We start from the raw sequence: 18,779 nt of genomic DNA, 5'->3' as shown, positions 1-18,779 counted from the left end.
CTGTACCCGGTCGGGTTAGGCTTGAGGTTATGGCTTTCCCAGACTCGGCAACATTGACTGATTTCGTGCAACCGCTCATCCAGGACCGCGGCCTCGACGTCGAAGACATCAAGACCACGCGGGCGGGCAAGAAATCCCAGGTAATCATCCGCGTGGACGGGGATAAGCGGCCGACCTCGGACGTGCTGGAGGAGGTCTCGGAACTCATCTCCCAGCGCTTTGATGCCGCCGAGGACGCCGGCGAGCTCAACTTCGGCGCCGGTTACACCCTGGAGGTCTCCACCCCGGGCGTGGACCTGCCGCTTACTGCCCCGCGGCACTTCCGCCGCAACCAGGGCCGCCAGGTGGCCGTCGAGCTGGCCGATGCCCCGGGCCAGCGCACGGTCTGGCGGATGGGGGCGCTCAACGCGGATAACACCGAGGTCATTGTGGTCCGCACCGTCAAGAAAGACCTCCAGGTGGAGATCCTGCGATTGGCTAATATCGCCCGGGCAGTGGTAGAAATTGAATTCGCGCAACCTTCAGCCGCCGAGCTGGAAATCGCGCGCGAAGATTTTGAACATGCGGCCGAGCGCGTCTCGGCCTAACGAGAGGATCGACAAGTGAATATTGATCTGGCGGCACTGCGAGCTATCGAAAAAGAACGCGAGGTTCCGGTATCTGAACTGCTGCGCTCCATCGCGGGCGCCCTGCTGAGCTCCTACCTGGACTACCGCGGCGGCTCGGCCGGGGACAACGCTAAGGCCCGCGTGGACATCGACTCGGAGACCGGCGCGGTCGCCGTCATCGTCAGCGAGCTGGACCCGGAGACGGGGGAACTGGCCACCGAATACGATGACACGCCGGAAAACTTCGGCCGCGTCGGCGCCCGGGCGGTCCGCGAGGCCATCTACGGCCGCCTGCGCATGGCCGAGGCCGATCGCACTTTCGATTCCTACTCTCACATCCAGGGCACCGTGGTCTCCGGCATCGTCGAGCGCGAAGCCACGCTGAACGCCCGCGGCATCATCGTCGTTCAGCTGGGCACCGAGGCCGAGCCCCAGGACGGCATCCTGCTGCCCGCCGAGCAGATCCCGGGCGAGAAGCTGGAGCACGGCGACCGTGTAAAGGCCTACGTCGTAGGGGTCAGCCGCAACGGCAACAATGTCCAGATCAACCTCTCGCGCACCCACCCGGAGCTGGTCCGCGGGCTCTTCGAGCTCGAGGTCCCGGAGGTCGCCGATAAGGTCGTGGAGATCCTGGCGATCGCCCGCGAGGCTGGTCACCGCTCGAAGGTCTCCGTGCGCGGCACCGTCAAGGGGCTCAACGCCAAGGGCGCCTGCATCGGCCCCCGCGGTCAGCGCGTGAACAACATCATGCGCGAGCTCGGTGGCGAGAAGATCGACATCATCGACTACCACGATTCCCCGGAGGTCTACGTCGGCAACGCCCTGGCCCCGTCCAAGGTGGTGCGCGTCGAGGTGCTCGACCCAGACGCTCAGGTCGCCCGCGTGACCGTGCCGGACTACCAGCTGTCCCTGGCCATCGGTAAGGAAGGCCAAAACGCCCGCCTGGCCGCGCGCCTGACCGGCTGGAAGATTGACATCCATTCGGACGCGGACGCCGCCGCCCACGAATAGGCGCGAGATAACCTAGGCCCCACACGCGGAGTGTGGGGCCTAAGTTCATTTTTAGTCCACTTTGCCGTAAACTATTGGACGGCCCTAACGCGGCCAGGTTTCATGGAGCAGAGCTAAGATTCGGAGGTAATGAGTGCGAGCTAATCGGGCCCGGCCCATCCGGCTTCGCACTTGTATCGCCCACCGAACGACGCATCCTGACTCGGAATTGCTGCGCGTGGTGGCAACCACCGCACCAGACGGCACGGTCATCGCCGTGCCTGATCCGCAGCGTTCATATCCGGGGAGGGGAGCGTGGATCCAGCCCACCCTGGCTGCCTACGAGCTAGCGGAGAAAAGGCGCGCCTTCGGGCGGGCTCTTCGCGTGTCTGCAGCTGTGGACACAGGTCAGATTCGAAAGTACTTGGAGGCCAAAGCCGCCAAGGAACCTCATGCCGCGGCCGGCAACGGCCGCGGGGAAGACCCTGAGATTGTAAGGAAGACCGAACACTGATGAGCGCACAACGATGAAGCATCAGCGATGAAAGTCCTACGTAAATCCTAGGGGTCATGACCGCCTTTCCGGCGCTTATGGCCTCTAGCTAACCCAAGAGGAGACAAGTGGCCGGAAAGCTACGTGTTCACGAGCTGGCTAAACAGCTCGGTGTAACCAGCAAGGAACTGCTCGCAACCCTGAAGGAACAAGGCGAGTTCGTTAAGACCGCCTCGTCCACCATCGAACCGCCGGTGGTCAAGAAGATGCGCGCCCACTATGAGGCGCAGGGCGGCGGCGACAACGCCGCCGAGCAGAAGTCCGCCAACCAATCCAAGCCCAAGCCGGGTGCCGGCAAGGCTGCCCCGAAGCCGGGCTCGAACAAGTCTGCCGCGCCGAAGTCGGGCGCCGGTAAGTCCGCTCCGAAGCCGGGCGCTGGCCAGGCTGCCCCCAAGCCGGGCGCGCCTAAGCCGGGCTCCGGCAAGGCGGCTGCCCCGAAGCCGGGCCAGGAAGCCCCGAAGCCGGGTGCAGGCAAGGCTGCCCCGAAGCCGGGCCAGGGCCGTGGCGACAACAAGTCGCGCGGCGGCGAGCGCCCGACCCCGGGCAACGCTATGCCGCGCCCGATGCCGAAGCCGGGTGGCACCCGCCGGGTGGCCAACAACCCGTTTTCCACTGGCGGCTCCAGCGAGCCGCGCGGTGGCGGCAAGGGTGGCCCGCGTCCGGGCGGGACCAAGGGGCCGCGTTCCGGCGGCAACAAGCCGGGCCAGGGCCGCGGTGACAACAAGCCGCGCGGCGGTCAGTCCTCCGGCGGTCAGGGCGGCGGTCGCCGTCCTACCCCGGCGATGATGCCGTCGCACCCGAACCCCGCCTCCATGCCGTCCAAGTCCGCCAATGGCGGCGGTGGCGGCCGGGGTGGTCGCGGCCGCGGTGGCGGACCGGGCCGCGGTCCGGGTGGCTTCCGCGGTGGACGCGGCGGCCGTCGCGGCGGTACCGCCGGCGCATTCGGCCGTCCGGGCGGCGCACCCCGCAAGGGCAAGAAGTCGAAGCGTCAGAAGCGGCATGAGTTTGAGGAGCAGCAGAAGCACGTCGTCGGCGGCGTTCGCCTGCCCGACGGCGGCGGCAAGACCGTGCGTCTGCGCCGTGGTGCTTCGCTGGCGGACTTCGCCGAGAAGATCGGCGCGGATCCGGCCGCCCTGGTCCAGGCGCTGTTCAACCTGGGCGAGATGGTGACCGCTACCGCCTCCGTCTCGGAGGAGACCCTGCAGCTGCTGGGTGCCGAGATTAACTACAAGGTCGAGGTCGTCTCCCCGGAGGACGAGGACCGCGAGCTGCTCGAGTCCTTCGACCTGCAGTTCGGTGAGGACGAGGGCAGCGAGGAAGACCTCGCTAAGCGCCCGCCAGTGGTTACCGTCATGGGCCACGTCGACCACGGTAAGACCCGCCTGTTGGACACCATCCGTAAGACCAACGAGCGCGAGGGCGAGGCCGGCGGTATTACCCAGGGCATCGGCGCCTACCAGGTGGACGTGGAGGTCGACGGCGGCGATCGCGCCATCACCTTCCTGGATACCCCGGGCCACGAGGCGTTTACCGCCATGCGTGCCCGCGGTGCCAAGTCCACGGACCTGGCCATCCTGGTCGTGGCCGCTGACGACGGCGTCATGCCGCAGACCATTGAGGCCATCAACCACGCCAAGGCCGCGGACATCCCGGTCGTGGTCGCGGTGAACAAGATCGATAAGCCGGAGGCTCAGCCGGACAAGATCCGTGGCCAGCTCACCGAGTACGGCCTGGTTCCGGAAGAGTACGGCGGCGACACCATGTTCGTGGACATCTCCGCCAAGGGGGGCCAGAACATCGAGGAGCTGCTGGAGGCGGTCGTCCTGACCGCGGACGCGGCCCTCGAGCTGACCGCCAACCCGGACATGGACGCCCAGGGAGTGGCCATCGAGGCCTACCTGGACCGCGGCCGCGGCCCGGTGGCTACGGTCATCGTCCAGCGCGGTACGCTGCGCATCGGCGACTCCATCGTCGTGGGCGACTCCTTCGGTCGCGTGCGCCGTATGCTCGACGAGTTCGGCAACGACGTGGAAGAGGCGGGCCCGTCCCGCCCGGTCCAGGTCCAGGGCCTCAACGGTGTCCCGGGCGCCGGCGACAACCTGCTGGTGGTCGAAGACGACCGCGTGGCCCGCCAGATCGCGGCCCAGCGTGACGCCCGCAAGCGTTCCGCTATGCAGGCCAAGGCCCGCAAGCGCGTCTCCCTGGAGGATCTGGACGCGGTGCTGAAGGAGACTTCGACGCTGAACCTCATCCTCAAGGGCGACAACGCCGGTTCGGTCGAGGCTCTGGAAGACGCCCTGCTGGACATCAAGGTCGACGACGAGGTTCAGCTCAATGTCATCGACCGCGGTGTCGGTGCGGTCACCCAGACCAACGTCACCCTGGCAGCCGCCTCCGACGCCGTCATCATCGCCTTCAACGTGCGCGCTGAGGGCAAGGCGACCAACGAGGCCAACCAGGAGGGCGTGGATATCCGCTACTACACGGTTATCTACCGCGCCATCGAGGACGTGGAGAAGGCCCTCAAGGGCATGCTCAAGCCCATCTACGAGGAGCGCGAGACCGGCGCGGCCGAAATCCGTGCGCTATTCAAGTCCTCCGCCGTGGGCACCATCGCTGGCTGTATGGTCACCGAGGGCCAGGTCAAGCGCAACGGCAAGGTGCGCATCGTGCGCGATGGCAACGTCATCGCCAGTGATGCCCGCATCGAGTCGCTGCGGCACGAGAAGGACGACGCGAACGAGATCAACGCCGGCTACGAGTGCGGTATGGTCCTGTCCTTCCCGGACATCCAGGTCGGCGACCAGATCCAGGCCTTCGAAGAGGTCGAGGTCCCGCGCGACTAGTTCGACTCGAGCCAGCAACTAGCTGGCGCTGACTGGTAGGCCTACTACCGGTATCGAATGTCCCCGCCACGCTATAGTGTGTGCCGGGGATTTTTCGTTGCGCGGGGAAGCTAGAATAGATTAGCTTGAAGATCGATTTTTCCAACTCAGGTCTAGGAGGAGCAATGGCAGACCACGCACGCGCGGGTCGCATGGCGAAGAGGATTCAGGCAATTGTTGCTAACGCCCTTGAACACAACATCAAGGACCGCCGCGTGGAGCTGGTGACGGTCACCGACACCCGCGTGACCGGGGATCTGCACGACGCGACGGTCTACTACACGGTCCGCGGCCGCGACATCGACGACGAGCCGGACTTCGACGCCGCCGCGGAGGCCCTGCACCGCGCCCGCGGGCAGCTGCGCAAGCTGGTCGGCGACCAGCTGGGCGTACGGTTTACGCCGACGCTGAGCTTTGAGGTCGACACCGTGCCGGAGTCGTCCGCGCACATGGAGCAGCTGCTGGAAAAGGCGCGCGCCCGCGACGCCGAGCTGGCGAAGCTGAAGGAAAACGCCCAGCCGGCCGGCGAGGCAAACCCGTATAAGGAGAAGGAAAGCGAGTAAATCCGTGCTCGAACAGGACTATGAGCGGGTAGTGGCGGTGATGCGCGCGGCGAGAAGCGTGTGCATCATCACCCACCTGCGACCGGATGCCGACGCGGTGGGATCGGCCTGCGCGTTGAATATGGCGCTGCGGCAGTTCGACAAAACCACCCGCGTCGTCATCGGGCAGCGCCGGGAGATCTCCCGCAACCTGCTCACCATCCCCGGCGCGGAGGCCGTCGAGCTCGTTGACGACCTGCCGGACGGCTATGACCTGTACGTTACCGTGGACTGCGGCTCGCTGGATCGCACCGGCTCGCTGGCCCAGGCGGTGGAGGGGCAGGCGGCGGCCGGGCGGGTGGTCTGCATCGATCACCACTACTCGAACCCCGGCTTCGGCTCGGTCAACCTGGTGGACTGCGATTGTGAGTCCACCACCGTGGCCCTGACGCAGATCCTCGACATGCTCGATGTGCAGATGGACAAGGACATCGCGCACGCGCTCTACGCCGGGCTGGTCACGGACACCGGTAGCTTTAGGTGGGGCCGTCCGGCCATGCACGAATACGCCGCGCGCCTGATGCACTACGGGCTCGATACCAAACAGATCGCGGTGGAACTGCTCGATAGCACCACCGCTTCCGATCTGCAGATGCTCGGCCGGGTCCTCGCTGGCGTGCAGGTAGTGGAGGCCGGCTCCCACACGCTCGGCGTGCTGGTCGGCCGCCTGGCCGATATCGGGGACCACTCCGATGCCGCCGTTGAGTCCCTGGTGGAGTTCGTCCGCGCCCTGGACGGCACGGATATCGGCGTCGTGTTCAAGGAGCAGGCGCCGGGGGTCTTTGCGACTTCGCTGCGGTCCTCGGTCGTGGACTGCTCGTCTATCGCCCTGCGCTTCGGCGGCGGCGGGCACGTCCCGGCCGCCGGCTACACCGCCCACGGCACCCCGGAAGAAATCACTGAGAAATTAGTGGAAGTTGTACGAACGTATTAATGACTAAAGACGAAAACTCTGCCGATACCAGCCTAGCTGGTACGACTGCCGTTGATGCCAGCGGCGAACCGACCGGCGGGAAGGCCCCGGAGGTTACTCTGCGGCGCATCCTGGGGCTCGCACTTCCCGCGCTGGGCGTGCTGGCCGCGATGCCGCTCTACCTCCTGTTTGATACCGCCGTCGTCGGCCGTTTGGGTGCCGAGGATTTGGCGGCGCTGGGCGCAGCCGCCGCGGTGCAGTCGGTAGTGACCACGCAGCTGACGTTTTTGTCTTATGGCACCACGGCCCGCGGCGCGCGCCTGTACGGGGCGGGCAAGCGCGCGGAGGCCGTCGCCGAAGGTATCCAGGCCACCTGGGTGGCCCTCGGCGTGGGTACGGCGCTGGCGGTTCTCATGTGGCTTTTTGCCGAGCAGATCACGTGGTGGATGACCGGCAACGCCGACACCGCCGCGCGGGCGGCCCAGTGGCTTCACATCGCGGCTCTGGCCATCCCCATCACCCTGGTGGTCATGGCCGGCAACGGCTGGATGCGCGGCGTGCAAAACACCCGCAAACCCCTGGTCTTTACCCTGGCCGGGGTCATCCCCGGGGCTATCTGCGTGCCCATCTTCGTCCACCTCTGGGGCCTGCCGGGCTCCGCGGCGGCCAACGTGCTGGGCATGGGGATCGTAGCCACGCTCTTTCTCATCGAGCTGGCCCGGCAGCACGGCGGGTCCTGGAAGGTCCGCCCGCGGGTCATCGGCCGCCAGCTGGTGCTGGGCCGGGACCTCATCCTGCGCTCGTTGAGCTTCCAGGTCGCCTTTCTGTCCGCGGCCGCCGTGGCGGGCCGCTTCGGCACGGCCTCCCTGGCCGCGCACCAGGTCATGCTGCAGCTGTGGAACTTCCTGACGCTCGTGTTGGATTCTCTGGCGATCGCGGCGCAGACCCTCATCGGCGCGGCCCTGGGCGCCGGTTCGGCGCAGGCCGCCCGCCGCACGGGCGGGCGCATCATGCACTATTCGGCCGGCTTCGCCGCGGCACTCGCCGCGATTTTTGCGCTGGGCGCCGGGGTCATCCCGCGGATCTTTACCAATTCCGACGCGGTGATTGAGGCCATGCGCGGGCCCTGGTGGGTCATGGTGGCGATGGTGGTCGCCGGCGGCATCCTCTTCGCCTTCGACGGTGTGTTGCTGGGCGCGGGCGACGCCGCTTACCTGCGCAATATCACCATCGGTTCGGTCCTGGTGGGCTTTTTGCCCGGCATCTGGTTGGCCTATGCCGCGGACGGGGGGCTGCTGGGGATTTGGTTGGGCCTCGGAGCGTTTATCGCCTTGCGTACAATCGCGGTGGTATACCGTTTCTACTCCATGCGCTGGGCAGTCGTCGAACCCCGCGCGGTGGCGGAGGCGGAATAGCAGCCAACTGAACCGACAGCGACAACGAGGAGGACCAGGTGCCACGCACCCTGTGGGCGGTCGCGGACCTGCACGCCGCCGTGAAGGCGAACACGCCGCACATCGACGGCTTGGCGCCGAACAACCCCCACGACTGGCTCATCGTCGCCGGCGACGTCGCGGAGCGCAGCGAGCTCGTGCTGCGGGTGCTGCGGCAGCTAAAATCCCGCTTCGCCGAGGTCATCTGGGTCCCCGGCAACCACGAGCTGTTCAGCCGGTCGGGGGATCGCTACCGCGGCCGCGAAAAATACGACGAGCTCGTCGCCGGCTGCCGGGACCTAGGCATCTACACCCCGGAGGACCCGTACCCGGTCTTCGCCGGGCACACGGTGGCCGGCCTGTTCACTCTCTACGACTACAGCTTCCGTCGTCCCGGCGTCAGCGTGGAGGAGGCCTTGGCCGCCGCGCGGGAGGCGCAGCTGGTGATGACGGACGACTTCGCCATCGCGCCTTTCGTGGACATCCGTGCCTGGTGCTGGGACCGGCTGGCCTATACCATCAAGCGCCTGTCCCGGATTTCCGGCCCGACGGTGCTGGTCAACCACTGGCCGCTGGTCCAGGAGCCGACGCTGCGGCTGGGGATCCCGGAGATCAGCCTGTGGTGCGGCACGCGCCATACCCGCTCCTGGGCTAAGCGCTACGACGCCAGCGCCGTCATTTACGGCCATCTGCATATGCCGGGCACGACCGTGGTCGATGGCGTGAAGCACCACGAGGTTTCCCTGGGCTACCCGCGCCAGTGGCGCCAGTGGGGAGCCGAACACCGGCAAACCTGGCCCTACCCGGTCTTGCGGGAGGAGGAGTGATCATGCTCGAACCAAGCCTGTTCCCGGACTCCGCCCGGTTCTGCTACGTGCGGACCCGCTCGGAGCATTCCGACCTGGTGAATTTCCAGGCGCTGCACCCGCTGGAGCAATCCATCGTCTCCCGGTCGGTCAACGTCCGTAAATCCGAGTTCGGCGACGCCCGCTGGTGCGCCCACGAGGCCCTGCGGGAGGCCGGCTACACCGGCAGCGAGCCGATCCTGCGCGGCGAGCGGGGCAAGCCGCTCTGGCCGGAGGGGTTTACCGGCTCCATGACACACACCGAGGGTTTCCGCGCGGCCGTGGCGGCGCCCACCACCAAAGTGCGCTCGTTGGGACTAGACGCCGAACCGGCCGAAGAGCTGCCGGAGGGCGTGCTGGCGATGATCGCCCGCTCCGGCGAAATCCCCCAGCTCTACCGGCTGCGCGCCGCGGGCATCCCGTTTGCCGACCGGCTGCTGTTTTGCGCCAAGGAAGCCACCTACAAGGCGTGGTTCCCCATGACGGACCGCTGGTTGGGTTTCGAGCAGGCCGAGATCGACCTGCGCGAGGACGGCACGCTGATTTCTTATCTTTTGGTCAGGCCCACCCCCGTGCCCTTTATCTCCGGACGCTGGCTGGTCCGAGACGGTTACGTGGTGGTCGCTACGACGGTGGACGTCAACTCTCCCTGAACCCGGAATCCGGGCCGGCGGAGTGCAAGGCTGGAGAATCCGGGACGGAAAGCAGCGGGCTAGAGCGTGGACGGGCGCGCCACGAAGACGGTGGCTAGGCGCTTGCCCTTCTCCTTGACTAGGGCGACGGCGCGCCCGTCGGGGCCGACGGCGGCGTGCGTGCCCTCCAGTCCGCGGGGTTCAAGCCACTGTCCCATGGCAAGCGCGGCCTGCTCGTCGGCGGTGACCTCCAGGACGGGGTAGCAGCGGGTGAGCGCCTCGTCGAGGGAGAGAGAAAGGCGAGGAGAATCCTCTAGCTCGGCCAAGGGAGCGGAATCAGACAGGCGGAAATTTCCCACGGCCGTGCGCCGCAGGGCCGTCAGGTGCCCGCCGCAGCCCAGCGCTTCGCCCAGGTCTCGGGCCAGGGAGCGGATATAGGTGCCGGAGGAACACTCCACGCTGCACTCGATATCGATCCAGCCGTCGGTGCGGGTAATGGAGTGCACCTCGAAGGAGCGGACGGTCACCGGGCGGGCGGGGATGTCCACGTCCTCGCCGTCGCGCACGCGCTCGTGGGCGCGCTTGCCGGCGATCTTGATGGCGGAGACGCTAGCCGGCCGCTGCATGATATCGCCGCGCAGATCCTGGATGGCGGCGTGGATGCGGGCATCGTCGATTGCCTCGGTGGCCCCGCGCGAGGTGATTTCGCCCTCGGCGTCGTCGGTGGTGGTCGCCGCGCCCAAGCAGATGGTGGCCTCATAGGCCTTGGTAGCCGCGACGAGGTGGGCCAGGAATTTCGTGCCGCGCTCCAGCCCGACGATGAGCACGCCGGTGGCCATCGGGTCGAGGGTGCCGGCGTGACCGACCTTGCGGGTGCCGAAGTAGCGGCGCAGCCGGGCCACGACATCGTGTGAGGTCATGCCCGCGGGCTTGTCCACAATTACCAGTCCAGAGCTAGCGAGAGGATCCGTCATGGCCTTCGAGTCTAGGGCATGGGCGGCCATGTTCTAGCATAGAGGGCGTGGATATTTGGTATGGAATGGAAGCCATCAGCGACCAACTGGAGGCCAGCGTGGTCACCATCGGCGTCTTCGACGGCGTACACCGCGGCCACCAGCAGCTGATCGAGCGCACCGTGAGCCGGGCCCACGCCCAGGGCGTCAAGGCGGTCATGGTGACTTTCGACCCGCACCCGGTGACCGTCTTCTTGCCGCAGCGCGCCCCGCTGGCGGTGACGACGCTGCAGCGGCGCTTCCAGCTGGCCGAGCGCTACGACCTCGACGCGGTGGTCGTCATCGACTTCACCCACGAGCTGTGCGGCCTGAGCCCGCGGGACTACTCCCAGACGCTTCTGGTCGACAAGCTGCACGCCCAGGGCGTGGTCGTGGGTGCCAACTTCACCTTCGGCGCCGACGCCGCCGGCACCCCGGCGGTCCTGAAAGAATTGGGCGAGGAAATGGGCTTTACGGTCGACGTCATTGAGCTGCTCGACGACGAGGGTGTGCGGATCTCCTCGACCACGGTGCGCCAGTTCCTCGCCGCCGGACAAGTCGACCGGGCCAACTGGGCGCTGGGGCGGCACTTCTCGGTCTCCGGGCCGGTGGTCCGCGGGGCCGGACGCGGTGGCAAAGAGCTGGGCTACCCCACGGCCAACCAGTACTTCCCGGATTCCATCGCCATCCCTGCCGACGGCGTCTATGCCGGGTGGTTCACCATCGACGAGCCCGCCGCGCCTATCGAGGGCAACATGGAGGCCGGCGTGGCCTACGCGGCGGCGATTTCCGTGGGCACGAACCCAACCTTTGGGGACGAGCAACGCTCCGTGGAATCCTTCGTGCTGGACCGCAGCGCCGATCTCTACGGCCACGACGCGACGGTGCAGTTTACCGCCCACGTCCGCGACATGGTCAAATTCGACTCTGTCGACGAGCTGCTCGCGGCCATGCGCAACGACGTGGCGAAAACCCGCCAGCTGCTAGCAAAAGACGCCCAGGCCTGCGGCTGGGGCCGGGACAGCTATTTCCTGGAAAGCGAGAGCTAACTAGCGCGGCTAAGCGCAAGGAAGGACGCCTAAGTGCGCAAGATCATCCTGGACTTAGACACCGGCATCGACGACGCCTTGGCGCTGGCGCTCGCCGTGGCCCACGAGGACCTCGAGCTTATCGGGGTGCTGGGCACCTACGGCAACGTCGAGGTCGAGGTGGGCGTGCGCAATACCTTGGCGCTGTTAGAACTGCTCGGTTGTGACGACGTGCCGGTCTTCGTCGGCCCGCAGCGCCCGGGCTTTGCGGTCAGCGCGGCCTCGGCCGGCATCCACGGCGCCAACGGCCTGGGCAGGGTAGAGCTGCCCGCGCCCAGGCGTCAGCCGCAGCCGGAACCGGCTGTGGATTTCCTAGTCCGCATGGCCCACCAGAACCGCGACACCGGCAATATCGTCTTCGTGCCCACCGGGCCCTCGACCACCCTGGCCCGGGCCCTCGAGCGCGATCCGCTGGTAGCAAGCCTGCCGGTCGTCATGATGGGCGGGGCGCTGACCGTGCCGGGCAACGTCACCGCGTGGTCCGAGGCAAACGTCTCCCAGGACCCGGCGGCGACCGATGTGGTCGTGCGCGGCTGCCGGGATCTGACCATGGTGGGCCTCGACGTGACTTTGCAGACGCTGTTGACGCGGGCGACCACTCGGGCCTGGCGGGCCGCCGGCACGGCTGCGAGCGTGGCTTATGCCGACATGGTGGATTTCTACATTGACGCCTACGCGAAGAACTCGCCCCACCTGGGTGGGTGCGGTCTGCACGACCCGCTGGCCGTGGCGGTCGCCGCGGAGCCAGACCTGGTCGGCTGCCGGCGGATGCCGCTCAAGGTCGACGTGGACGGGCCCACTATCGGGCGCACCATCGGGGACGAATCCCGGATCGGGGAGGACGCCGGGGTAGCAGTCGCCCTGGATGTCGACGCCGAGCGTTTCGTCGACGGCTTCGTCCGCCGGCTCGAGCGGGTGCTCGTGTGATTTGGTGGTTTGCGCCGCTAGCAGCTAAGATTTTCGGATAGCTTTGTGACTGCGGTCCGCAGCAGTTGCGGCGGCGCCTTTTTGGGCGCTTGATTTCATGCGGACTGAAATATGTTTGAGGAGATTATCTCATGGCACTGACCACTGAGAAGAAGGCCGAGATCCTGAAGGAATACGGCCTCCACGAGACCGATACCGGCTCCCCGGAAGCCCAGGTGGCCCTGCTGACCTACCGCATCAGCAACCTGACCGAGCACCTGAAGGACCACAAGCAGGATCACCACTCCCGTCGTGGCCTGCTGCTGCTGGTTGGCCGTCGCCGCGGCCTGCTGAAGTACCTGGCTTCCACCAACATCGACCGCTACCGTGACCTGATTTCCCGTCTGGGCCTGCGTCGTTAATTACCAGCGTCGATTGTCGCATAAAGGCGTTGAGCACCTGCCGTGCTCAGCGCCTTTTTGCGATTTCTTAAACCTTTTCTCCCTCCCAGCCGGCGGTCGTGGCGGCGGGGCCAGGCGGTTTGTACCACGACTTTCGTGAGTGGCGTTGTATCGGTTCGGCGTTTGTGCTGGTACGATTGAGCACCGTTGTGTGTGAATTCAACGTTGTACGACTACCGGCGACACCGACGATTGCCGGATGATGAGGAGAATTAACTTTAATGAGCGCTAACAACGCTGTTGAGTATGTAACCGACGAAGACTTCGGCATCACCGAAGCTATCGCCACGCTGGATAACGGGGACTTCGGTACCCGCACCATCCGCTTCGAGACCGGGCAGCTGGCTCGCCAGGCCGACGGCTCGGTGACCACCTACCTGGACGACGACACCATGTTGCTGGCCACCACCACGACCTCCAACCAGCCGCGGGAGGGCTTCGACTTTTTCCCGCTGACCGTGGACGTGGAAGAGCGCATGTACGCCGCGGGGAAGATCCCGGGCTCGTTCTTCCGCCGCGAGGGTCGCCCGTCCACCGAGGCCATCCTGGCCTGCCGCCTGATCGACCGCCCGCTGCGCCCGACCTTTGTCAAGGGGCTGCGCAACGAAGTCCAGGTCGTTATCACCGTGATGTCCCAGGCTCCGGATGAGTACTACGACGTCGTGGCCATCAACGGCGCTTCCGCCGCCACCCAGCTGTCCGGCCTGCCGGTCTCGGGCGCTGTGGGCGGCGTCCGCATGGCGTTTATCGCCGATCAGAAGCACCCGGAGGGCCAGTGGGTGGCCTTCCCGAACTCCGAGCAGCACGACCGCGCACTGTTCGAGATGGTCGTGGCTGGCCGCATTGTCCAGCGCAAGAAGGGCCGCAAGACCGTCGAAGACGTGGCCATCATGATGGTGGAGGCCGGCGCTGGCATCAACGTCGCCGAGCGTGTGGCTGAAGGCGCCCCGGCGCCGCAGGAAACCGCCGTGGCCGAGGGCTTGGAGGCCGCCAAGCCGTTCATCAAGACCTTGTGCGAGGCGCAGGCCGGCTTGGCCGAGCGCGTGGCCAAGGAGACCCAGGAGTTCCCGCTCTTCTCGGCCTACTCCGACGAGGTCTTCGAAGCCGTCGAGAAGAAGGCCAGCAAGAAGCTGGAGAAGCTGCTGACCATCGCCGGCAAGCAGGAGCGCGACGAGGCTACCAACGAGCACATGGAGCAGGTCGAGGCCGAACTGCTCGAGCGCTTCGAGGACGACGACGCCTCCAAGCAGATCCGCAGCGCTTATAACGCGGTGATGAAGGAGATCGTCCGCCACAAGATCCTTTCCGAGGGCTTCCGCATCGACGGCCGTAGCGTCACCGACATTCGCGACCTGGGTGTTGAGGTCGAGCTGGTCCCGCGCGCCCACGGTTCCTCCCTGTTCGAGCGCGGCGAGACCCAGATTCTGGGCGTGACCACCCTGGACATGCTGAAGATGGAGCAGCACATCGACTCCCTGACCCCGGTCGAGTCGAAGCGCTACATGCACCACTACAACTTCCCGCCGTACTCCACCGGCGAGACCGGCCGCGTCGGCTCCCCGAAGCGCCGCGAGATCGGCCACGGCGCGCTGGCCGAGCGCGCCCTGCTGCCGGTCATTCCGTCCCGCGAGGACTTCCCGTACGCCATCCGCCAGGTCTCCGAGGCGCTGGGCTCGAACGGCTCGACCTCGATGGGCTCGGTCTGTGCCTCGACGCTGTCGCTGTACAACGCCGGCGTCCCGCTGAAGGCCCCGGTGGCCGGCATCGCCATGGGGCTGGTTTCCGGCGAGGTCGAGGGCAAGGAGAAGTTCGTCGCCCTGACCGACATCCTAGGCGCGGAAGACGCTTTCGGTGACATGGACTTCAAGGTCGCCGGTACCTCCGAGTACATCACCGCCCTGCAGCTGGACACCAAGTTGGACGGCATCCCGTCCGCCGTGCTGGCCGACGCGCTGGAGCAGGCTCGCGATGCCCGCTCCGCCATCCTGGCCACCATGGCCGAGGTTATCGAGGGCCCGGACGAGATGTCCCCGCTGGCGCCGAAGATCACCTCCGTGCAGGTCCCGGTCAACAAGATCGGTGAGCTCATCGGCCCGAAGGGCAAGACCATCAACTCCATCACGGAGGAGACCGGCGCCGACATCACCATCGAGGACGACGGCACCGTCTACGTTTCCGCCGAGTCCGGCGAGGCCGCCGATGCCGCCCTGGACAAGATCAACTCGATTGCCAACCCGCAGCTGCCGAAGGTCGGGGAGCGCTTCCTGGGCACGGTCGTCAAGACCGTCGCCTTCGGTGCGTTTGTCTCCCTGACCCCGGGCCGCGACGGGCTCATCCACATCTCCAAGCTGGGTGGCGACGAGCGCATCGAAAAGGTCGAGGACGTGGTCAACGTGGGTGACAAGATCCAGGTCGAAATCGCCGACATCGACAACCGCGGCAAGATCTCCCTGGTGCCGGTCGACGAGGACTAATTATCCAGTCACCGGTAGGTCAATGACCTAGCGATAGATAGTTAAGGGGCCGGAAGGCCCCTTTTCTTGTATCGTTAGGTGTATGGACGTACCCCGACAGCGCGCTGGCGATAAGCAGCGCCACGCAGCCGCTGAGCTGGTCAGCCAGGCCTTCAGCGAGGGCAAGATCAGCTTGGCGGAATTCGACGAACGCTCCCGTAGCGTCTGGGAGGCCACCTACGTGGACCAGCTCACCGAGCTGGTCGACGACTTGGGGCTAAGCCACGACTTGGACAAGCGTGACTCGCCCGCGCCAGCGCGCAGCGCCAACTACTCGGTGGTGGTTCCCAACCGCGAGGGCTCGAAGTTTTCGATCGGCATCATGGGCGGCGCGGAGCGCTTCGGCGGCTGGCACTGCGAGCCCAGCCACTTTGCTTTGAGCATCATGGGCGGCAGCGAGCTGGACTTTTCCGAAGCTACCCTCGGTGCGAACCGCGTAGTCATCAACGCCTGGGACCTCATGGGCGGCTCGGAAATCCGCGTGCCGGAAAACTACAACATCCGCCTCGAGGGCTTCGGGATTATGGGCGGAGCGACCGTCAAGAACGGCCCAGGCGTGACCGTCCCGCTCTCGGAGGTCCCGGAAGACGCGCCGACCATCGTGCTGGTCAACTACGCGCTCATGGGCGGCAGCGATATCATCCGCGTGCCGGAGGTGCGCCGCCGCAAGGACTAAGCCTTTCGGGCGCCCGCCTACTTAACCGGCGAAGTCGATGACCACGCGCGGCGGGCCATCCAAATACGTCACGGAGTAGGGGGCCTTTTCTTTCAGGCCCACCACGAACTGGGACTGGGCCTCGAAGGCGCTGGTGAACTGGACTTCTTCGATGACGCCGGCGCCCGGGAAGCTGCCAATATCTAAGTATTGTTCCTCCAGCTCCGGCGTAGACGGCCACGGGGTGGGCTCGATCCCTAGGTTCAAGAAGGCGTTGCCGGCCACTTCGACGGGGTACCCGGAGGCCTGCTGGGTGGGCGCGTCGGTGTAGCTGGCGAACCAGCTGACGGGGCCGTTACCGTTAAATTCGATGACCATGCGGGTAAAGCCGTCGTGTTCCGCGGTGCGCACGCGCACCGGGACCAGCTCGCCGGCGCCCTGGGCCATGTGCCGTTCATCGTCCAGGGACGGGGTGCCCAGCATCTTCACCCCGTCGGAAGCCCCGGCGGCAGGGGTGGTCGCGCCCTTGCGTACCGTGGAGGATTCGGCCCCCGCGGCGTTGTTATCGGGGGCGCTCGAGGTAGAGGTCACGGTGCTGGGGGAGGAGGCCCCGTCAGCGTTGTCGGAGCTGCCGGAATTGGCGCAGCCGGTGAGGACGAGGCCGGCCACCGCGAGGGGAGCGAGGGTAGAGATCCACTGGCGGATAGGGAGTCATCTCCTTGGGTAGGTAAAGGTTATCCCCAGTTTAGCTGAAACGCGTGTGGCGGTTGTTATTTGTGAAAAGCGGTGGTTAGTTCTTGAGATCCACGATCTGGATCAGGTTGCCGCAGGTGTCGTCGAAGACCGCGATCCGGGACGGGCCCACGTCGGTCGGCTCCATGGTGAACTCCACGCCTCGGTCTTGCAGCTCCGCGTAGTCCCGGTCCAGATCGTCGGTGAGGAACTGGGTCAGCGGCATCCCGGCCGCATGGAACCGATATACATGCGCATGGGAGCCAGTATAGTGGCCAAAACCTGGCGGCCGGGCGGTAGAATGGCCGGGGTAACAGAACGCGGGCCCGGCCCGCAGCCGTGTACCCGCCGTTTCCCGCCACCGCCTCCCGCTGTGAGCGGATGGGCTTTCCCGCGCGGTTAGGCGCGGGCGGATGACGCGGAACAAGACGAGACCACTACAGGAAGAAGGTAGCGCGATGAATATTCAAGTCGGTGTGCTGGGCGCAAAGGGGCGCGTGGGCGAGGCCGTCGTGGAGGCGGTGCAGGCTGCCGAGGACCTCGACCTGGCGGCGACCATTGACCATGGCGACTCCCTGGAGCTGCTCAAGACCAACGGCGTCCAGGTCGTCGTGGACTTCACCACGCCGGATTCCGTCATGGGCAACCTGGAGTACTGCGTGTCCAACGGCATTCACTGCGTGGTGGGCACCACCGGCTTCGACAAGGACCGCCTGGCCCATGTCAAGCAGTGGACGCAGGCCTCCGGCGCGGGCCACGTTCTGATCGCGCCTAACTTCGCTATCTCCGCCGTGCTGACCATGGTGCTCTCCCGCCAGGTCGCCCAGTACTTCGAGACCGCCGAGGTCGTGGAGTACCACCATCCGACGAAGCTGGACGCGCCGTCCGGCACGGCCGTGCACACCGCCGAGGGGATTGCCGCCGCTCGCCAGGAGGCTGGCATGGGCCCGATGCCCGACGCCACGGAGAAGACCCTGGACGGCGCCCGCGGCGCCAACGTGGACGGCGTGCCGGTCCACGCGGTGCGCACCCGCGGCATGGTGGCCCACGAGGAGGTCATCTTCGGCGCCCAGGGCCAGAGCCTGACCATTCGCCAGGACTCTTACGACCGCACCTCTTTTGTGCCGGGCGTGCTGGTCGGCGTCCGCAACATCGCCGACCGTCCGGGCCTGGTCGTCGGGCTGGAATCCTACTTGGGACTCTAGGCCATGGCTGAGGTCAGTAACCTGCAGGTCGAGCTGATTGCGGCGACGGCCTTCCACGCCCCCTCCGGGGTGGAGTGGGGCCCGGATGCCACGGCCACGGACGCCGAGGCGCTGGTCGAATTCGCGGGCCGGGCCTGCTACGAGTCTTTCGACAGGCCGAACCCGCGCACCGCCACCAACGCCGCCTACCTGCGGCATATCCTGGAGGTCGGCCACGCCGGCCTGCTCGAGCACGCCACGGCGACACTCTACATCCGCGGCATTTCCCGCTCGGCCACCCACGAGCTGGTGCGGCACCGGCACTTCTCCTTCTCCCAGCTCTCGCAGCGCTACGTCCACCCCGAGCGGGCCTCCGTCGTGCTGCCGGATCCCATCGCCCGCGACGAGCAGCTCACCCGGCTGCTGCTGTCCGCGGTGGACGAGAGCCGTTTTGTCTACGAGGAGCTGCTCCACGCGCTGGAGGAGAAGCTGGAGGACGAGCCCAACGCCCTGCTGCGCAAGAAGCAGGCGCGCCAGGCCGCGCGGGCCATCCTGCCGAACGCGACCGAATCCCGGATCGTGGTCACGGGCAACTACCGCACCTGGCGGCAGTTCATCGCCGCGCGGGCGACGGAGCACGCGGACACGGAGTTGCGGGCGGTGGCCGTGGCCTGCCTGCGGCTTTTGTACCAGCAGGCGCCCGTGCTCTTTGATGATTTTCACATCACCACGTTGTCCGACGGCACGGAGATGGCCGCCAGCCCCTACGCGGGCTAGAACACCGCCA

General features: G+C 66.5%; 19 protein-coding genes. 16 read left to right on the top strand and 3 right to left on the bottom strand.

The window, feature by feature from the left end; genetic code table 11:
- The first annotated feature begins 29 nt into the window (after window positions 1–29).
- From rimP to CCONF_RS07215, 9 genes are all read left to right on the top strand, one after another.
- A complete protein-coding gene (gene rimP, locus CCONF_RS07255; protein WP_290222203.1) occupies window positions 30–587 on the top strand; it encodes a ribosome maturation factor RimP in 558 nt (185 codons plus the stop codon).
- A 15-nt stretch (window positions 588–602) separates the two neighbouring features.
- The gene (gene nusA / locus CCONF_RS07250) at window positions 603–1,619 is read left to right on the top strand and encodes a transcription termination factor NusA (protein WP_290222201.1); all 1,017 of its coding nucleotides are present in this window, start codon (window positions 603–605) and stop codon (window positions 1,617–1,619) included.
- 133 nt (window positions 1,620–1,752) lie between these two features.
- Complete coding sequence (locus CCONF_RS07245; RefSeq protein ID WP_290222199.1) at window positions 1,753–2,112, top strand: YlxR family protein; 360 nt, start codon at window positions 1,753–1,755, stop codon at window positions 2,110–2,112.
- A gap of 107 nt (window positions 2,113–2,219) precedes the next feature.
- Window positions 2,220–4,997 carry a translation initiation factor IF-2 gene (infB, locus tag CCONF_RS07240; protein WP_290222197.1) on the top strand — a complete coding sequence of 926 codons (2,778 nt, stop codon included), beginning with the start codon at window positions 2,220–2,222 and terminating at the stop codon, window positions 4,995–4,997.
- A gap of 164 nt (window positions 4,998–5,161) precedes the next feature.
- Window positions 5,162–5,599 carry a 30S ribosome-binding factor RbfA gene (gene rbfA / locus CCONF_RS07235; protein WP_070768491.1) on the top strand — a complete coding sequence of 146 codons (438 nt, stop codon included), beginning with the start codon at window positions 5,162–5,164 and terminating at the stop codon, window positions 5,597–5,599.
- A gap of 4 nt (window positions 5,600–5,603) precedes the next feature.
- Entirely contained in the window at window positions 5,604–6,572 is a 969-nt protein-coding gene (locus CCONF_RS07230) for a DHH family phosphoesterase (protein WP_290222193.1), read from the top strand.
- Complete coding sequence (locus CCONF_RS07225) at window positions 6,572–7,966, top strand: MATE family efflux transporter (RefSeq protein WP_290222190.1); 1,395 nt, start codon at window positions 6,572–6,574, stop codon at window positions 7,964–7,966. The genes CCONF_RS07230 and CCONF_RS07225 overlap by 1 nt, the downstream gene beginning before the upstream one ends.
- A 38-nt stretch (window positions 7,967–8,004) precedes the next feature.
- Window positions 8,005–8,811 carry a metallophosphoesterase family protein gene (locus CCONF_RS07220; protein ID WP_290222188.1) on the top strand — a complete coding sequence of 269 codons (807 nt, stop codon included), beginning with the start codon at window positions 8,005–8,007 and terminating at the stop codon, window positions 8,809–8,811.
- 2 nt (window positions 8,812–8,813) lie between these two features.
- A complete protein-coding gene (locus CCONF_RS07215; protein ID WP_290222184.1) occupies window positions 8,814–9,482 on the top strand; it encodes a 4'-phosphopantetheinyl transferase family protein in 669 nt (222 codons plus the stop codon).
- 59 nt (window positions 9,483–9,541) lie between these two features.
- Here the strand turns inward: CCONF_RS07215 and truB are convergent, their stop codons facing one another.
- Entirely contained in the window at window positions 9,542–10,435 is an 894-nt protein-coding gene (truB, locus tag CCONF_RS07210) for a tRNA pseudouridine(55) synthase TruB (RefSeq protein WP_290222182.1), read from the bottom strand.
- Window positions 10,436–10,482: 47 nt separating this feature from the next.
- Between truB and CCONF_RS07205 the strand changes: the two genes are divergently transcribed.
- The 5 genes from CCONF_RS07205 (at window position 10,483) to CCONF_RS07185 (ending at window position 16,097) form a co-directional block, all read left to right on the top strand.
- Window positions 10,483–11,502: a bifunctional riboflavin kinase/FAD synthetase gene (locus CCONF_RS07205; protein ID WP_435384065.1), complete on the top strand. Its 1,020-nt coding sequence runs from the start codon at window positions 10,483–10,485 to the stop codon at window positions 11,500–11,502.
- Between the two features lie 33 nt (window positions 11,503–11,535).
- Complete coding sequence (locus CCONF_RS07200; protein WP_290222180.1) at window positions 11,536–12,468, top strand: nucleoside hydrolase; 933 nt, start codon at window positions 11,536–11,538, stop codon at window positions 12,466–12,468.
- A gap of 131 nt (window positions 12,469–12,599) precedes the next feature.
- The gene (gene rpsO / locus CCONF_RS07195) at window positions 12,600–12,869 is read left to right on the top strand and encodes a 30S ribosomal protein S15 (RefSeq protein ID WP_070768484.1); all 270 of its coding nucleotides are present in this window, start codon (window positions 12,600–12,602) and stop codon (window positions 12,867–12,869) included.
- 260 nt (window positions 12,870–13,129) lie between these two features.
- The gene (locus CCONF_RS07190; RefSeq protein ID WP_290222176.1) at window positions 13,130–15,382 is read left to right on the top strand and encodes a polyribonucleotide nucleotidyltransferase; all 2,253 of its coding nucleotides are present in this window, start codon (window positions 13,130–13,132) and stop codon (window positions 15,380–15,382) included.
- Window positions 15,383–15,464: 82 nt separating this feature from the next.
- Window positions 15,465–16,097 (top strand): DUF1707 SHOCT-like domain-containing protein, encoded by a 633-nt coding sequence (locus CCONF_RS07185; protein WP_290222174.1) that lies wholly within the window; start codon window positions 15,465–15,467, stop codon window positions 16,095–16,097.
- 21 nt (window positions 16,098–16,118) lie between these two features.
- On the opposite strand, the gene CCONF_RS07180 is transcribed toward CCONF_RS07185, so the two are convergent.
- Complete coding sequence (locus tag CCONF_RS07180; protein ID WP_290222172.1) at window positions 16,119–16,745, bottom strand: AMIN-like domain-containing (lipo)protein; 627 nt, start codon at window positions 16,743–16,745, stop codon at window positions 16,119–16,121.
- A gap of 121 nt (window positions 16,746–16,866) precedes the next feature.
- Window positions 16,867–17,235, bottom strand: a complete 369-nt coding sequence (locus CCONF_RS07175; RefSeq protein WP_290222170.1) for a VOC family protein — start codon at window positions 17,233–17,235, stop codon at window positions 16,867–16,869.
- A gap of 31 nt (window positions 17,236–17,266) precedes the next feature.
- On the opposite strand from CCONF_RS07175, the gene dapB reads away from it, so the two are divergent.
- Window positions 17,267–18,013, top strand: a complete 747-nt coding sequence (gene dapB / locus CCONF_RS07170; RefSeq protein ID WP_290222168.1) for a 4-hydroxy-tetrahydrodipicolinate reductase — start codon at window positions 17,267–17,269, stop codon at window positions 18,011–18,013.
- 3 nt (window positions 18,014–18,016) lie between these two features.
- Entirely contained in the window at window positions 18,017–18,769 is a 753-nt protein-coding gene (gene thyX / locus CCONF_RS07165) for an FAD-dependent thymidylate synthase (RefSeq protein ID WP_290222167.1), read from the top strand.
- The last annotated feature ends 10 nt before the right edge of the window (window positions 18,770–18,779 follow it).

The sequence above is a fragment of the Corynebacterium confusum genome (genome assembly GCF_030408715.1).
GTDB classification, from domain to species: domain Bacteria; phylum Actinomycetota; class Actinomycetes; order Mycobacteriales; family Mycobacteriaceae; genus Corynebacterium; species Corynebacterium confusum.
Note: the sequence above shows the minus strand (reverse complement) of the source record. Positions and strands in the feature narration are given on the sequence as shown.

Excerpts from the sequence above, each read along its gene's own strand:
- rimP (WP_290222203.1), top strand. The coding sequence starts at position 30 with ATGGCTTTCCCAGACTCGGCAACATTGACTGATTTCGTGCAACCGCTC.
- rbfA (WP_070768491.1), top strand. The coding sequence starts at position 5,162 with ATGGCAGACCACGCACGCGCGGGTCGCATGGCGAAGAGGATTCAGGCA.
- CCONF_RS07225 (WP_290222190.1), top strand. The coding sequence starts at position 6,572 with ATGACTAAAGACGAAAACTCTGCCGATACCAGCCTAGCTGGTACGACT.
- CCONF_RS07215 (WP_290222184.1), top strand. The coding sequence starts at position 8,814 with ATGCTCGAACCAAGCCTGTTCCCGGACTCCGCCCGGTTCTGCTACGTG.
- truB (WP_290222182.1), bottom strand. The coding sequence starts at position 10,435 with ATGACGGATCCTCTCGCTAGCTCTGGACTGGTAATTGTGGACAAGCCC.
- rpsO (WP_070768484.1), top strand. The coding sequence starts at position 12,600 with ATGGCACTGACCACTGAGAAGAAGGCCGAGATCCTGAAGGAATACGGC.
- CCONF_RS07190 (WP_290222176.1), top strand. The coding sequence starts at position 13,130 with ATGAGCGCTAACAACGCTGTTGAGTATGTAACCGACGAAGACTTCGGC.
- CCONF_RS07185 (WP_290222174.1), top strand. The coding sequence starts at position 15,465 with ATGGACGTACCCCGACAGCGCGCTGGCGATAAGCAGCGCCACGCAGCC.
- dapB (WP_290222168.1), top strand. The coding sequence starts at position 17,267 with ATGAATATTCAAGTCGGTGTGCTGGGCGCAAAGGGGCGCGTGGGCGAG.
- thyX (WP_290222167.1), top strand. The coding sequence starts at position 18,017 with ATGGCTGAGGTCAGTAACCTGCAGGTCGAGCTGATTGCGGCGACGGCC.